Annotated in this window: 14 protein-coding genes; 9 read left to right on the top strand and 5 right to left on the bottom strand. The window is 68.4% G+C overall.

All coding sequences use genetic code 11. The features are described 5' to 3' along the window. Positions 1–5: 5 nt before the first annotated feature. Positions 6–1409, top strand: coding sequence for a PLP-dependent aminotransferase family protein (locus OG817_RS27120; RefSeq protein ID WP_406047434.1), 1404 nt, complete (start codon positions 6–8; stop codon positions 1407–1409). Positions 1410–1487: 78 nt separating this feature from the next. Then, positions 1488–2465, top strand: coding sequence for an aldo/keto reductase (locus OG817_RS27115; RefSeq protein ID WP_396395122.1), 978 nt, complete (start codon positions 1488–1490; stop codon positions 2463–2465). Positions 2466–2469: 4 nt separating this feature from the next. Here OG817_RS27115 and OG817_RS27110 read toward each other — a convergent pair whose 3' ends face one another. After that, on the bottom strand, positions 2470–3672 hold the full coding sequence (locus OG817_RS27110) for an MFS transporter (protein WP_406047433.1): 1203 nt from the start codon (positions 3670–3672) through the stop codon (positions 2470–2472). Positions 3673–3834: 162 nt separating this feature from the next. Here OG817_RS27110 and OG817_RS27105 point away from each other — a divergent pair, with 162 nt between their 5' ends. Genes OG817_RS27105 through OG817_RS27080 form a run of 6 tightly spaced genes read left to right on the top strand, consistent with a single transcriptional unit; the run spans position 3835 to position 9821 of the window. Beyond that, positions 3835–5313 carry a sulfatase-like hydrolase/transferase gene (locus OG817_RS27105; protein WP_406047432.1) on the top strand — a complete coding sequence of 493 codons (1479 nt, stop codon included), beginning with the start codon at positions 3835–3837 and terminating at the stop codon, positions 5311–5313. A gap of 1 nt (position 5314) precedes the next feature. Next, positions 5315–6580, top strand: coding sequence for an extracellular solute-binding protein (locus tag OG817_RS27100; protein ID WP_406047431.1), 1266 nt, complete (start codon positions 5315–5317; stop codon positions 6578–6580). Next, a complete protein-coding gene (locus OG817_RS27095) occupies positions 6577–7497 on the top strand; it encodes a carbohydrate ABC transporter permease (protein ID WP_406047430.1) in 921 nt (306 codons plus the stop codon). Before OG817_RS27100 ends, OG817_RS27095 begins: the two co-directional genes overlap by 4 nt. Beyond that, positions 7494–8318: a carbohydrate ABC transporter permease gene (locus OG817_RS27090; RefSeq protein ID WP_360452345.1), complete on the top strand. Its 825-nt coding sequence runs from the start codon at positions 7494–7496 to the stop codon at positions 8316–8318. Before OG817_RS27095 ends, OG817_RS27090 begins: the two co-directional genes overlap by 4 nt. A 14-nt stretch (positions 8319–8332) precedes the next feature. After that, entirely contained in the window at positions 8333–9340 is a 1008-nt protein-coding gene (locus OG817_RS27085; RefSeq protein WP_406047429.1) for a LacI family DNA-binding transcriptional regulator, read from the top strand. Between the two features lie 4 nt (positions 9341–9344). Beyond that, positions 9345–9821 carry a GNAT family N-acetyltransferase gene (locus OG817_RS27080; protein WP_406047428.1) on the top strand — a complete coding sequence of 159 codons (477 nt, stop codon included), beginning with the start codon at positions 9345–9347 and terminating at the stop codon, positions 9819–9821. A 156-nt stretch (positions 9822–9977) separates the two neighbouring features. Here the strand turns inward: OG817_RS27080 and OG817_RS27075 are convergent, their stop codons facing one another. From OG817_RS27075 to pdhA, 3 genes are read right to left on the bottom strand one after another with little or no spacing between them, the layout of a single operon-like run. Beyond that, positions 9978–11219: a dihydrolipoamide acetyltransferase family protein gene (locus tag OG817_RS27075; protein ID WP_406047427.1), complete on the bottom strand. Its 1242-nt coding sequence runs from the start codon at positions 11217–11219 to the stop codon at positions 9978–9980. 11 nt (positions 11220–11230) lie between these two features. After that, on the bottom strand, positions 11231–12226 hold the full coding sequence (locus OG817_RS27070) for an alpha-ketoacid dehydrogenase subunit beta (RefSeq protein ID WP_406047426.1): 996 nt from the start codon (positions 12224–12226) through the stop codon (positions 11231–11233). Further along, positions 12223–13257 carry a pyruvate dehydrogenase (acetyl-transferring) E1 component subunit alpha gene (gene pdhA / locus OG817_RS27065; RefSeq protein WP_406047425.1) on the bottom strand — a complete coding sequence of 345 codons (1035 nt, stop codon included), beginning with the start codon at positions 13255–13257 and terminating at the stop codon, positions 12223–12225. Before pdhA ends, OG817_RS27070 begins: the two co-directional genes overlap by 4 nt. Positions 13258–13308: 51 nt before the next feature. Between pdhA and OG817_RS27060 the strand changes: the two genes are divergently transcribed. Beyond that, a complete protein-coding gene (locus tag OG817_RS27060) occupies positions 13309–13908 on the top strand; it encodes a TetR/AcrR family transcriptional regulator (RefSeq protein WP_406047424.1) in 600 nt (199 codons plus the stop codon). Here the strand turns inward: OG817_RS27060 and OG817_RS27055 are convergent. Beyond that, positions 13905–14216, bottom strand: a complete 312-nt coding sequence (locus tag OG817_RS27055) for a hypothetical protein (protein ID WP_406047423.1) — start codon at positions 14214–14216, stop codon at positions 13905–13907. The genes OG817_RS27060 and OG817_RS27055 overlap by 4 nt on opposite strands. Between the last annotated feature and the right edge of the window lie 36 nt (positions 14217–14252).

Raw genomic sequence — 14252 nt, 5'->3', positions numbered from 1 at the left:
CGTCGGTGACGACCCGGACAGCCTGGACGACGGCGTTGGTGCTGGACGGGGAGGGCCCGCTGCACCGGCAGCTGGAGCGCGGCCTTCGCGGCGCGATCAGGTCGGGGCGTCTGATTCACGACTCGGTGTTGTCGCCGAGTCGTGAACTGGCCGAACAGCTCGGATGTTCCCGGTGGGCTGTCACGCAGGCGTACGGCCAGCTTGTCGCCGAAGGCTATCTGTCCACGCGGGTCGGCTCGGGGACCTGGGTCAGCTGGTCAGGTCGTACGACGGGAGCCGTGCGGAGGACAGGTGAGGTCGACCGGGGCAGCACCTACCGCTTCGACCTGACGCCGGGCATTCCCGATCTGCGTGCGCTCCCGCGCACCCGCTGGGGCGAGGCCGCGCGCGAGGCCGCGCGCGCGTTGCCGACCGCTGACCTCGGTCATCCGGATGCGGCCGGGTACCTGCCCCTGCGCGAGTTGCTGGCCGACTATCTGCAACGCAGCCGGGGAGCCGTCGCCGCAGCAGGCGATGTGGTGATCCGCAGTGGGGTGCGTGCCGCCGTCGCCCAGCTCTGTGTGGATCTGCGGGCCGCCGGTGTCGACCGCATCGGGATCGAGGATCCGGGCTGGACCCGGCTTCGCGACGTGATCGAAGCGACCGGCGTACGGGCCGTGCCGGTGCCCGTCGACTCCGAAGGTCTCCGCGTCGACGTATTCACGCAGCAGCAGGACCTGCGGGCCGTGGTGGTGACTTCCGCCCATCAGTTCCCGACCGGCGTCGTACTCTCGCCGGGCCGGCGGCTCGAGCTGATCGAGTGGGCCCGGCGTACGAACGGTCTGATCCTCGAGGACGACTACGACGCCGAGTTCCGGTACGACCGCAATCCGTTGACCACGCTGCAGGGCATGGCGCCCGAGCAGGTCGTCCTGCTCGGCTCCGTCAGCAAGACGTTGTCCCCGGCCATCGGCCTCGGCTGGTACGTCGTTCGCGGGCCGTGGCGGAAGGCGCTGACCCGATCGATCGGTCCGGGCCCGTCGACGTTCGACCAGGCCACCTTCGCGGAACTGCTGCGCGCGGGTGCCTACGACCGTCAGCTGCGGGCACTGCGCCGGCGCTATCAGAGCCGGCGTCAGCAAGTCGTCGCAGCGGTACGCCGGGACTTGCCGGGCTGGTCGATCGACGGAGCGGCGGCCGGGCTGCACCTGATCGCCCGGCTGCCGGACGAGCTCGCCGCAGGTCCGGTGGTGGCAGCGGCACGGCGTACCGGGATCCGGCTCGTCGCGCTGAGCCAGTACCAGGTCCGGGCCGGCGGCGATTCGAGCGGAATCGTGCTCGGCTACGGCAATCTGGCCGACGGCGATGTCGATGCGGCGATCGGATCGTTGGCCCGGACGTGCGCATTGGTCCGCGAATCCGCCCGCTGATTGGCCGCGGATTCCGGCCGATCCCGCCGTACGTTGGGCGCCGGTGGTGGGAAGGACCCGCCTCGTACAGGAGTTGTGATGCGCACACGGTGGCTGGGTGACCGCGACGGTCGGGTGGAGGTCAGCGAGTTCTGCCTCGGGACGATCCCGTTCGGGACCGAGACGGACGAGACGACGGCGTTCGCGCTGCTGGACCGGTTCTTCGAAGCCGGTGGGACGTTCATCGACACGGCCAACAGCTACGGCCAGTGGGCCGACGGCGGTCTCGGCGGCGAGAGCGAGGTCGTGATCGGCCGGTGGATCCGCAGCCGCGGGGTGCGAGACCAGGTCGTCGTCGCCACCAAGGCCGGCGCACACGCGACGAAGGCGCCCGGCGATCCGGCGATGGAGAACTGGGAGGGCCTGTCCGGCAAGGCGGTTCGTCGCGCGGTGCAGGGCAGCCTCGAACGGCTCGGCGTCGACCGCATCGACCTGTACTACGCCCACTGGGACGACCGCGAGCCGGATCTGGCCGACACGGTCGGTGAGTTCGGGGCCCTGGTCAAGGAGGGCGTGGTCGGTGCCATCGGGTGCAGCAACACCCCGGTGTGGCGGATCGAGCGTGCCCGCGAGCTCGCCCGGACCGCCGGCGTTCCGGCGTACAGTTGCGTTCAGCAACTTCACACGTACCTGTGGCCGCGGCCTGAGCGGACCGGGTTCGATGTGGTCACGCCCGAGCTGATCGACTATGCGAAGTCGGAGCCGGAGTTCACCCTGCTGGGCTACAAGCCCTTGCTGCGCGGCGCCTACACCCGCAGTGACCGGCCGTTCGAACGCGGCTACGACCATCCCACGAGCGCCGTCCGCCTCGAGGTCCTGAACCAGGTCGCAGCCGAGACCGGCGCCACCGCGAACCAGGTCGTCCTCGCCTGGATGATGCAGAGCGACCCGGCGGTGATCCCGGTCAGTGCGGCCGGAACGGTCGCCCAGCTGGACGAGCAGCTCGCGGCCGTGGACCTCCACCTCGACGAGCAGACGATGCATCGCCTGAACACCGCCGGCACCGACGAGTCCTGAGTGCCTAGGCCCGGGCCCTCGCGACGAGCAGGTGGAGGGTGAGCGTGATCGCCAGGATGACGGCTGCGATGCCGAGGAGTCCGTACGGCGAGGTGCCGGCGGCCAGCGAGACGCCGCCGAGGCCGCTGCCGAGAGCGGAACCGAGCGAGATGGCGCTGCCGTTCAAGGCCATCACGATGGCAGCCGAGTTCGGGGCGAGGGCCGCGAGCCGTGCCTGCTGAGGTACGGCGGCTCCACCGTTGCCAACGCCAGCGGCGAAGAACCACACCAGGCCAGTGGCCGCGGTCACCGCGAGCGGCACGGTCAGGAAGGTCAGCATCCCCAGCACCGAGTTCAGGAGCAGTCCGATCAGCACGACGGTGAGGACGCGCAGCGGCGTGAAGCGGTCGGTCAGTCGGCCGGTGACCGCGTTGCCGAGCATGCTGGCCACGCCGTACCCGAACATGACCACGATGATCACCCAGTCGAGCCGGAAGGTCGAAGCGAAGATCAGCGTGGCGTAGGTGAAGCAGGTGTAGCTGCTGCACAGGATGCCGGTCGTGACGAGCAGCCCTGCCAACAACCGCGGCTGGCCGAGCGGACGCAGACGCTCGGCCAGCGTCCCGGCCGGGAGGTGCAAGCGCGGGAGCTTGAGCATGATTCCGGCCAACGCGATCGTGCCGACCACCGCGACCAGGAGCATCGGCAATCGCCAGCTGGTCTGGCCGAGCGCCAGGCCGACCGGTACACCGAGCGCGGTCGCGGTCATCCAGCCACCGAGCACGAACGAGAGCGCCTTGCCGCGGTGCTGCGGTGGCGCGAGCGCGATCACGTACCCGGTCACGGCGGCGTTGAGCAGCGCCGCACCGAGCGCAGCCATCACACGGCCGCCGAGCGCGGTCGCGTAGTTGGGCGCGAGACCGACCACCAGGTTGCCGAGCACGAACACAGCCAGAGACAGCGCGATCGTCGTACGACGCTCCCATCGGCTGGTGACAGTCCCCAGCACCGGAGCCGCGAGCGCCGAGGTCAGTGCGAACACCGAGACCAACTGCCCTGCGGCTGCCGCGCTCACCTCCAGATCGCCGGCGATGGCGGGCAGCAAGCCGGCCAGCACGTAGCCGTCGATCCCCATCGAGAACGTCGCCACCGCAAGCCAGATCAGGGTCCGGTACGACAACCCGGCATCCTGCTGTACTCCCGAGACCGGGCCTTCCGTTGCCGTCACGCGCCTAGTCGACCATCGCGCCGACCGGTTAAGCAACCTCCTTACCGAATCGTGGCCACCGCGGTCGGCCCTTGACGCGGGCAGGCGGTGTACGCCAATCTTTGCAGCGCTGTATTACAGCGCTGTACAACCTGCCGCCGACCCGCCAGGAGAGACCAGGGAATGCGTCCCGACATCGTCATCGTGATGACCGACCAGCAACGCGCCGGATTCACCCGCCGGAGCGGCTACCCGGTCGACACCATGCCCTTCGTCGACCGGCTGGCGGCCGCCGGAACCGACTTCACCCAGGCCTACACCTCGGCGCCCGCCTGCGTCCCGGCCCGCACCAGCCTGCTGACCGGACGCTTTCCCAGCGCCCACCAGGTCCGGCAGAACAGCACACCGGCCCACGCCCGGTTCGCCGGCGACCTCGTCGATGTACTGCGGGCGGCGGAGTACCAGCTGCACTTCGCCGGCAAGCCCCACATGCCGCGAGGCGCCGGCGACTTCGACACCTACAACGGTCCCTACTTCCACACCCGCGGTCCGGAGCGCGACGAGCAGGAGAAGGCCTTCGACAGGTGGCTCGAGCGACTCGACCACGGTGTCTCCGAGGAGCCCACGCCGTACGAGCTGCGCTGCCAACTGCCCTACCGGATCACCAGTGACGCACTGGCCGCCGTGGACGAGGCCGATCCGGACAAGCCCGGGCTCTTCTGGGTGTCGTATCCCGAACCGCACAACCCGTACCAGGTGCCGGAGCCGTACTTCTCGATGGTCGCGCCCGACAATGTCCCGGACCGGATCACCGGCCCGGAAGGCGCCGAGGCCAAGGGCGGCAGCTACGCGTGGCTGCGCCGGCTGCAGGACGAGAAGCGGCCCGGGTACGACGGGGGATGGCGTCGGTACGCCGCCAACTACCTCGGGATGCTGCGACTGCTGGACGACCAGATCCAGCGGCTGCACGAGGGTCTCGCCAAGCGGACGCGTCCGCGGTTGACGATCGTGCTGGCCGACCACGGCGACTACGTCGGCGAGTACGGCCTGCAGCGCAAGGGCGCCGGGCTGTCCGAGTTCCTGATGCGGATCCCGTTGATCGTCGCGGGGGACGGTGTCGCGACCCAGCGGCGCGACGAGCCGGTGTCGATTGTCGACATTCTGCCGACCATCTGTGAGGCAGTCGGTCAGCCTCTGCCGGAGGGCGTCCAGGGCCGGAGCCTGCTGCCGCTCGCCCACGGCGAGGAGGCGCCGGAGGCCGAGTTCAGCAGCATCATCGCCGAGCAGGGATTCGGCGGACGCGCCCGCGACGTCACTGACCGCCCACCGCTGCACTTCTCGTACGACGGCCCGACGTTCGACGAACTCAACACGGTCACCCAGTCCGGGTCGGCGCGGATGCTGCGCAGCGGCCGATGGAAGCTCATCGTCCACGCGGATCTCGCCGGCGAGCTGTACGACGTCGACGCCGATCCGGCCGAGCTGGACAACCTCTTCGAGAACGAGCAGCACCTGGCCGTCCGCGCCCGGCTGCTGCACCAGCTGGCCCGCTGGCAGGCACGACTCACCGACGACCTGCCGACCGGCGCCTACGTCCCGCTTCGCCTCGAACACAACTGGCGCTGGGCCCACTCCACCACGCCGACGAGCAGGGAGAACTGACATGAATCCGTCCACCTTCAGCCGCCGTACCCTGCTGGGTCTCGGTGCCGCCACGGCCGCCGCCACCATGCTGCCCGGCTGCTCCGCGAAGCCGGGACCGATGCGGGTCGCGTGGTACGGGCCCGACCCCGTGACCAAGGCGATCAACAAGGCACTGAACGCCTGGAAGTCCAACGGTGGCGCCGACTTCGCCCCGGAGAGCGCGCCCTTCGACGACTACTGGGACAAGCTGGCCACGCAGACCTCCGGCAACAACGCGCCCGACGTACTGCGGATGTCGATGAGCTACTTCAGCGACTACGCCGGTCGCGGTGCCCTGAAGGACCTGGGATCGCTCGGAATCGACACCTCCGGACTGGACCCGGACGTGGCCGGGAGCGGCACCGCGGACGGCAAGAACTTCGGGATCGGCCAGAGCTCGATCAGCTATGCCATGTACGTCGACGAGGCCGCCGTGAAGAAGGCCGGCGGCAGCGTCCCCAAGCAGGGGTGGACGTGGGACGCGTTCGCCGAGTTCGCGAAGGACTATGCGGGATCGGTGCAGGGCGCGTTCGGGTCCAGCGACCAGGCCGGCAACTTCCAGTTGTTCGAGGTGTTCGCCCGTCAGCACGGGACCGGGACGTTCACCGAGGACGGTTCGAAGCTGGCGACCAGCAAGGACACGGTCCAGGAGTGGTTCCAGTACTGGGCGGACCTGCGGAAGGCGAAGGCAGCCCCGCCGCAGAACGTCAGCGGCGAGACGATCGCGATCGAGAAGTCCCTGGTGGCGACCGGCAAGGCCCCGCTGCAGTTCGGCTGGGTGCAGCAGGTCACGTTCTACCAGCCGCTGGTCAAGAGCCCGTTGACCGTCTTGCCGGTGCCCCAGGACAAGGCCGGCGACCTCAAGGGTCAGTTCATCAAGGCGCTCGACCTGTGGTGCATCTCGGCCGCGAGCAAGCACCCCGAGGACGCCGCCAAGCTGATCGGGTTCCTGCTCAACGACGAGACCGCGATCAAGACCATCGGCATCCTGCTCGGCGTACCGCCGTCGAAGAAGGCGCGCGACGTGGTCTCGGCCGACGCCGACTCCGCCGGCGCCCGGGCCATCGCGTATGTGGAGGACATCGCAGGCAAGGTCGGTCCGACGCCTCCGCCCTGGCCGAAGGGGTACGGCGAGCTGCTCACCGGCTTCGGTCGCATCGCCGAGAACATCGGTTTCGGCAAGGCCACGCCCGCCTCCGGCGCGGGTGAGTTCGTCGAGCTGGCGGGGAAGACGCTCGGCCAGTGAGCCGATCCGCTGCCGACTCGTTCGGAACGCGTCTGCGTCAAAGCATCCCGGGCTACCTGTTCCTCCTGCCCTGGCTGATCGGCGTACTCGGTCTGACCGTCGGCCCGATGGTGTTGTCGCTGTATTACTCGTTCACCGACTATGCGCTGTTCAACACCCCGGCTTGGACCGGACTGCACAACTACACGGCGCTGTTCCACGACGCCCGCTACCTGCACTCGCTTCGGGTGACGTTCCTGTACGTCGCGGTGTCGGTGCCGCTGGAGATGACCTTCGCCCTCGCGATCGCCGTACTGCTCAACCGCGGTTTGCGTGGTCTCGTGGTCTATCGCGCTCTGTACTACGTGCCGAGCCTGCTCGGCGGCAGTGTCGCGATCGCCCTGCTCTGGCAGCAGATCTTCGGCAGTGACGGTCTGCTCAACCACGTGCTCGGCCTGTTCGGCATCGAAGGACACGGCTGGATCTCCGAGCCGGGTACGGCGCTGTGGACGCTGATCGTGCTGCGGGTGTGGCAGTTCGGCGCTCCCATGATCATCTTCCTGGCCGGGCTGCGGCAGATCCCGGAGGACGTGATGGAAGCGGCCGAGATGGACGGCGCGAACAAGTGGCAGCGGTTCTGGCGGGTCACGCTGCCGCTGCTGTCGCCGGTCGTGTTCTTCAACCTGGTGCTGCAGATCATCGGTGCGTTCCAGGCGTTCACCCCGGCGTACATCATCAGCGGCGGCAAGGGCGGGCCGTCGGACTCGACGCTGTTCTACACGCTGTACCTGTACCAGCAGGCGTTCGGCAACTTCCGGATGGGGTACGCCGCCGCGATGGCCTGGGTCCTGCTGCTGATCATCGCGGTGTTCACCGGGCTGAACTTCGTCCTCGGCCGCACCTGGGTGTTCTACGGAGACGAAGGGGTCCGTCGATGAGAACTCGCCGCGTCTTCGCACACGCCGGTCTGACCGTCGGCGCGCTGATCATGCTGTATCCGCTGCTGTGGATGATCACCGCGTCGCTGCGGCCGAACACCGAGATCTTCAAGGACGCCGGTCTGGTGCCCGAGCACCCGACGCTGGGCAACTATGCGCTGGGCTGGCACTCGACCGGCGTCAACTTCGGGGTGTACCTCGCCAACTCGCTGATCATCTGCACCGCGGTCGTGATCGGGAACGTGCTGACCTGCTCGCTCACGGCGTACGCCTTCGCGCGACTCAAGTTCATCGGGCGCAAGACGCTGTTCGCGCTGATGCTGGCCACGATCATGCTGCCCGGTCACGTCACGCTGATCGCGCAGTACTCGATCTTTCGCAACCTCAACTGGATCGACACGTTCTGGCCGATGATCGTGCCGAGCTTCCTGGCCACCGACGCGTTCTTCGTGTTCCTGATGGTGCAGTTCATCCGGTCGATCCCGGTCGAGCTGGACGACGCCGCCCGGATCGACGGGTGCGGGGCGTGGGGCATCTACCGGCGGATCATCCTGCCGCTGCTGACCCCGGCGCTGGTGACGACCGCGATCTTCTCCTTCATCTGGACCTGGAACAACTTCTTCAGCCAGCTGATCTACCTGTCGACGCGGACCAAACTGACGGTTCCGGTGGCTTTGCGCGGGTTCCTCGACGCCACCGGCAGCTCGGAGTGGGGAGCGCTGTTCGCGATGAGTGTGGTCACTCTGGTCCCGGTCGTGGTGGTGTTCGTGGTGTTCCAGCGGCGGATCCTGGCCGGAATGGCACACACCGGCTTGAAGTGAGATCGTTACCACCCATGAGGCCTCGTTTGATCGACGTCGCCGAGGCGGCCGGCGTATCGATGAAGACGGTGTCGAACGTCGTCAACGGGTCGGAACACGTCCGGGAGGCGACCCGGCTGCGGGTCCTCGCCGCGATCGACAAGCTCGGCTACCGGCCGAACATCGCCGCCCGGAACCTGGCCCAGGGCCGCAGCGGGGTGATCGCGTTCGCGGTGCCCCAGCTCGATCGCCCGTACTTCGCCTCGCTCGCGGCGCGGATGCTGGACGAGGCGGAGACCTTCGGCTGGATCGTGCAGTTCCACCAGACCGGTGGCCGCCGCGAGGCCGAGCTCGGCCTGCTCACCGATCGGCATCCGGCTCGCCTCGACGGGATCATCATGAGCCCGCTGAGCCTGAGTCCGGAGGATGTGCAGCGGCGTGATCCCGCGCTGCCGCTGGTGCTGCTGGGCGAGAAGGCCGGTGAGGACCACCGCGCCGACCATGTCGGGATCGACAACCGTGAGGCTGGGCGGGTGGCGACCGAGCATCTGCTGGCGATGGGGCGGCGCCGGGTGATGGCGCTGGTGCCCGGGCCGGGGGTAGCGGACGGACGGACCAACGGCTATCGCGATGCCCTGGTGGCGGCGGGTGTCGGCGTCGACGAGGACATCGTGCTCCCGGCCGGAGGCGTCCGCGGTGAGGACGCCGAGCTGACCCTCGGTCGCTGGCTCGACGCCGGCAATCCCGCTCCGGACGCGATCTTCGCGGGCACCGACTGGTTGGCGATGGGCGCGATCCGGGCCCTGGTGCTGCGCGGGCTGAAGGTGCCACAGCAGGTCGCCGTCGTCGGCTTCGACGACATTCCGTACGACCTCGCCACCCTCCCGACACTGACCACCGTCGCACCGGACCGCGTCGCCATCGCCCGGCTGTCCCTGCAGGCCCTCCGCGACCAGAAGCCGGGTCAAGACCCGGTCCGACTCCGAGCACCTTTCACCCTGGTGGTCCGAGAAAGCACCGCCGGCATCGGCTCGGGACACTAAAGGTATGGATTGGGTCTTCCGCAAGGCACACGAGTCCGATCTGCCCGAGCTGGTGACGCTCCAGGAACGCGGCGCGGTGGAAGGACTGGGTCACATCTTCCCGCAGGAGACGCATCCGTTCCCACGCGCCGACATCCTGGACCGCTGGGCGGTCGAGCTCGCCGATCCGTCGATCGCGGTCTACGTCTCGTGTGATCAGGACGACCGGATCACCGGATTCGCGGCCCGCCGGGATGACGAGGTCTTCCACTTCGGCACCGCCGTCGATACCTGGGGCTCAGGGCTGGCGACGTACCTGCACGACGCTTTGCTCGCCACTTTTCCGTCCACGCTCAGGACTCTGCGGCTGCGGGTCTTCACCGAGAACACTCGGGCCCGCCGCTTCTACGAGAAGCTCGGCTGGCACCCCACCGGCCGGCAGACCCGAACGGCCTTCCCACCCCACCCAACCCTCATCGAATACACCCTCAACGTGCGCTAGCGGGTCGTCTGACGCGTTGAGGCGTGCAGCTGCACAGGAGGTGTCGGGTCGACAGGTAGTGCAGTTGAGCGTGCGGGGGTTCTGTGTACGGTGTCTCGCAGGTGCACTACCTGTCGACCCGTACATCACAGGCGGCGAGGGGTGTGCTCACGCGTCTCAGGCGATGATGAGCCAGGGGTTCTCCAGGAGTTTGGTGAGGTCGGCGAGGAAGCGGGCTCCGTCCGCGCCGTTGAGGATTCGGTGGTCGGCGGAGAGGGTGTACCGCATCCTGGTGCGAGCGGCGAGGGATCCGTCGTCGAGGACGACTGCCTCGCGGCGGGAGGCGCCGACGGCGAGGATCGCGGCCTGCGGGGGATTGATGATGGCGGTGAACTGCTCGACGCCGTACATCCCGAGGTTGCTGATGGTGAACGTTCCGCCGGCCATCTCGTCGCTCGTCAGTTGGCGTTCTCTCGCTCGTACGGCGAGGGACGCGGACTCCTCGGCGATCACGCCGACCGACTTGTGGTCGGCGTTGCGAATGACGGGGACCAGAAGCCCGTCGTAGATCGCGACTGCTACACCGATGTTGATGTCGTGATGGCGTAGGAGATTGTCGCCGGAGAGGGACGAGTTGACGTCCGGGTGCTGGCGCAGCGTCAGTGCACAGGCGCGGATGACGAGGTCGTTGATGCTGACCTTCTGCCGTCCGGCCTCCGTCAGTTGTGCGTTGAGCTCGAACCGCAGGTCGACGAGGTTCTCGAGGTCGGCGCTCGCGGTCAGGTAGAAGTGCGGTGCGGTCCGGACGCTGTCGGCCAGGCGCTTTCCGCTCCTCCTGCGCAGCAAGCTGAGCGGGACCTCCTCGCCAGGGCTCAGGTCCTGGGAGACGGCTGGTGCCGACTCGGCTGTCTCGGTCGGCTGGAGTGTCTCGGCGGCGGCGCGGACATCCGCGCGGATGATCCGCCCACCAGGCCCGGTCCCGGCAATCTGCGTCAGATCCACCCCGAGCTCCACGGCATCCCGCCGCGCCAAGGGAGAAGCGGGCATCCGCTCGATCGCCGGCCCCGCGACGGAGGGCTTTGCCGCATCCGTGACGGGGCCTGACTGCGCGGCCGGTGTAGGTGTCGGCGCAGACGATCGGGACGTCGCAGCCTCGTCCGGCGTGGCCGCGTCGTCTTCGGGGTCTTCGTCGCCCAGGACTGCGATCGGTTGGCCGATGGCGGCTTCTTCGCCCTCGGCGACCAGGATCCGGCCGAGGACGCCGGACTCGTAGGCCTCGTACTCCATCACGGCCTTGTCGGTCTCGATGTCGGCCAGGATCTCGCCGGCCTCGACCATTTCGCCGGTCTGCTTGTGCCAGGTGACGACGACGCCGGTCTCCATCGTGTCCGACAAACGTGGCATCAAAATCGTGCTCATGGTTTCTCCTCTCAGCGCAGCCGGCCGACCGCGGCCAGGGTCTGTCTGATCGCCGTCTCGACATCGCCCGCCGAGGGCAGGGCGGCGCTCTCCAGGCTCTTGGCGTACGGAAGCGGTACTTCGGCCATCGCAACCCGGCGTACCGGTGCGTCAAGCTGGTCGAACGCACCGTCCGAGATCGTCGCCGCGATCTCCGCGCCGATCCCGTACGTCAGCCAGTCGTCCTCCAGTACCACCGCCGCGTGTGTCTTACGGACCGACCGGACGATCGTCTCCCGATCCAGCGGACGCAGACTGCGCAGATCGATGACCTCGGCATCGATCCCCTCCCGAGCAGCCAGCTCCTCCGCCACGGCCAGACCGAGCGACGCCATCCGCGAGTAACCGATCACCGTGATGTCACTGCCGGGTCTGGTCACCGCCGCACGCCCGATCTCGACCGGTACGTCGTCGTCCGGTACGTCGCCCCTCGTGTTGTACAGCGAGAGATTCTCCAGAAACAGCACCGGATCGTCATCGCGGATCGCCGCGAGCAGCAGCGCCTTCGCATCAGCTGGGTTGCTCGGGGCAACGACTTTCAATCCCGGCACGAAGGCGTAGTACAGCTCGACGTTCTGCGAGTGCGTGGCGCCAAGTTGCTGGCCGCCACCACCGGGCGTCCGGATCACCATCGGAACACTGCGCTGACCACCGAACATGCCGTGGATCTTCGCCGCATGGTTGACGATCTGGTCGAGCGCGAGCAACGAGAAGTTGATCGTCATCAACTCGACCACGGGCCGGAGCCCGAGCATGGCCGCACCGATGGCGGCGCCGGTGAACCCCTCCTCCGAGATCGGCGTGTCCCGCACCCGTCGTTCGCCGAACTCCGCGAGCAACCCAGCGGTGATCTTGTACGACCCCTCGAAGACGCCGATCTCCTCGCCGATCAGGAAGACGCGGTCGTCGCGCTGCATCTCGGCGCGCAGGGTCTCGTTGATCGCCTGCCGGTAGGACATCACGGTCATGCGCCGGCCACCGCGAAGAGAGGCTGCCCCGGCAGTCGCTTGAGATCGTTCGGCACCGGAGTCGCGTAGTTGTAGTCGAACAACGTCTTCACATCCGGTGGTGCACTGGCATCCGCGAACGCGACCGCCGCACCGACCTCGTCGGCGACAGACTGCTCCAACTGCTCCTGCTCCTCGGCGCTCAACGTCCCGGCGTCACGCAGCTGATCACCCGACGCGAGCACGGGATCCGCGGCTCTGAGCGCCGCCACCTCGTCCTTCGAGCGGTACGCCGCCGGATCGACCACCGAATGCCCACGCAGCCGTCCGCTGACAGCCTCCAGCAGCACCGGCCGCCCTTCACGCGCCATCGCGACCGCACGGACGGCGGCATCCCGTACGGCGACGACATCGTTGCCGTCGACGCGTTCGCCGTACATCCGGTACGCCGCGGCACGCTTGTGCAGCTCGGGTTCGGCGGAGGACATCTCGACGGTGGTGCCCATGCCGAGCTGGTTGTTCACCACCGCGAACACGATGGGGAGTTTCCACAGCGCGGCCAGGTTCAGCGATTCGTGGAAGGCGCCGATGTTCGTCGTACCGTCGCCCAGGTGGCACATCACCACCTCCGGCCCGCCGCGGTAGGCGATCGCCAGCGCCGCCCCGGTTGCCAGCGGCAACTGGCCACCGACGATTCCGTACCCGCCGAGCAGCCGGGCCTGGGCGTCGAACAGGTGCATGGAGCCGCCCCAGCCCTTGGAGACGCCGTCGCTCCGGCCGTAGAGCTCGGCCATGACGCGGCCGGGGTCGATGCCGCGCGCGATGGCATAGCCATGCTCGCGGTAGTTCGTGAAGACGTAGTCGCTCGGGTCGAGTGCACTCATCAACCCGACGACCGTCGCCTCCTCGCCGAGGTTCAGGTGGCAGTAGCCGCCGATCTTGGCTTCGGTGTAGGCCCGGGCGGCCCGCTCCTCGAAGCGCCGGATCAGCAGCATCTGCCGGTAGTGGCCCAGCAGGTCGGGCGGTGCGGACATCGTGTCGGCTCTCCTCACGAGGATAATGATACTAGATCGTGTCATTCTGTCATGAAGGAGGATAGCGCCATGACCAGAGCTGCCGACGGTGGTCCGCGCAAACGTGGACGGCCGACCGAGTCCGAACGCGAGCAGCGGCGGGAGGAGATCCTGGACGCGGCCGTCCGGCTGTTCCTCCAGCACGGGTACGGCGGTGTCTCGCTGGACCGGCTGGCCACGGAGGCGAAGGTCACCAAGCGGACGATCTACGCGTACGTCGGCGACAAGACCGAGGTCTTCACCGCCGCGGTCGCCCGGTTGAACCGCGAAGTCCTGCCTGAGGCCGAGCCGGTCGACCGGCAGGTCCGGACGCCTGGTGCGAGCGCCCTCGAGGCGCTGGCCGTCCGCCTCGTCATCACCCTGCACTCGGACGTCGCCGTCGGCCTGCACCGGATGGTGATCGCCGAGGCGCATCAGTTCCCGGATCTGGCCACAGGGTTCTACGCGGCAGGCCCGCAGCGCTATATCGCCGCCCTGAGCGACCTCGTCCCGTGCCCCGAGGAGCTCTTCACCCTCCTCCTCGGCGAGCCCCACCGGCGTCGCCTCCTCGGCCTGGACGCTCCGCCCTCACGGACCCAGGCCGAGGCGCACGTCAACGGCGTACTGGAACTCCTGGACCTCTCGCGCTAGTCCATGGCGGTGGCCTCCAGGGCGACCAGGAGGTCCGGGCCGGCGAGGGACGCGACGCCAAGGACCGTGCTGGCGAAGCGGTCGGGGGTGTCGGCGAACCGCTCGGCCAGTACGCCGAACTGCTGGAGTAGTTCGCCGACGTCGGTCGTGTAGATGTTGAGCCGGACCACGTTGGCCACCGTCATTTCGGCACCCAGCAGTTGGTACGCCGCGATGCCCGCGACCTGGCCATCGACCTGGTCGCCGCCTACGAAGGCGCCGCTGTCCTGGCCTCCACCCTCGCCCAGCCCGACCTGATGGCCCGCCACTCCCGCCGCCTCCGCGCCTGGATCGACGCCCAGCCC

Origin of the sequence: Kribbella sp. NBC_00889, from assembly GCF_045207705.1 — a bacterium.
Classification (GTDB): Bacteria; Actinomycetota; Actinomycetes; order Propionibacteriales; family Kribbellaceae; genus Kribbella.
Note: the sequence above shows the minus strand (reverse complement) of the source record. Positions and strands in the feature narration are given on the sequence as shown.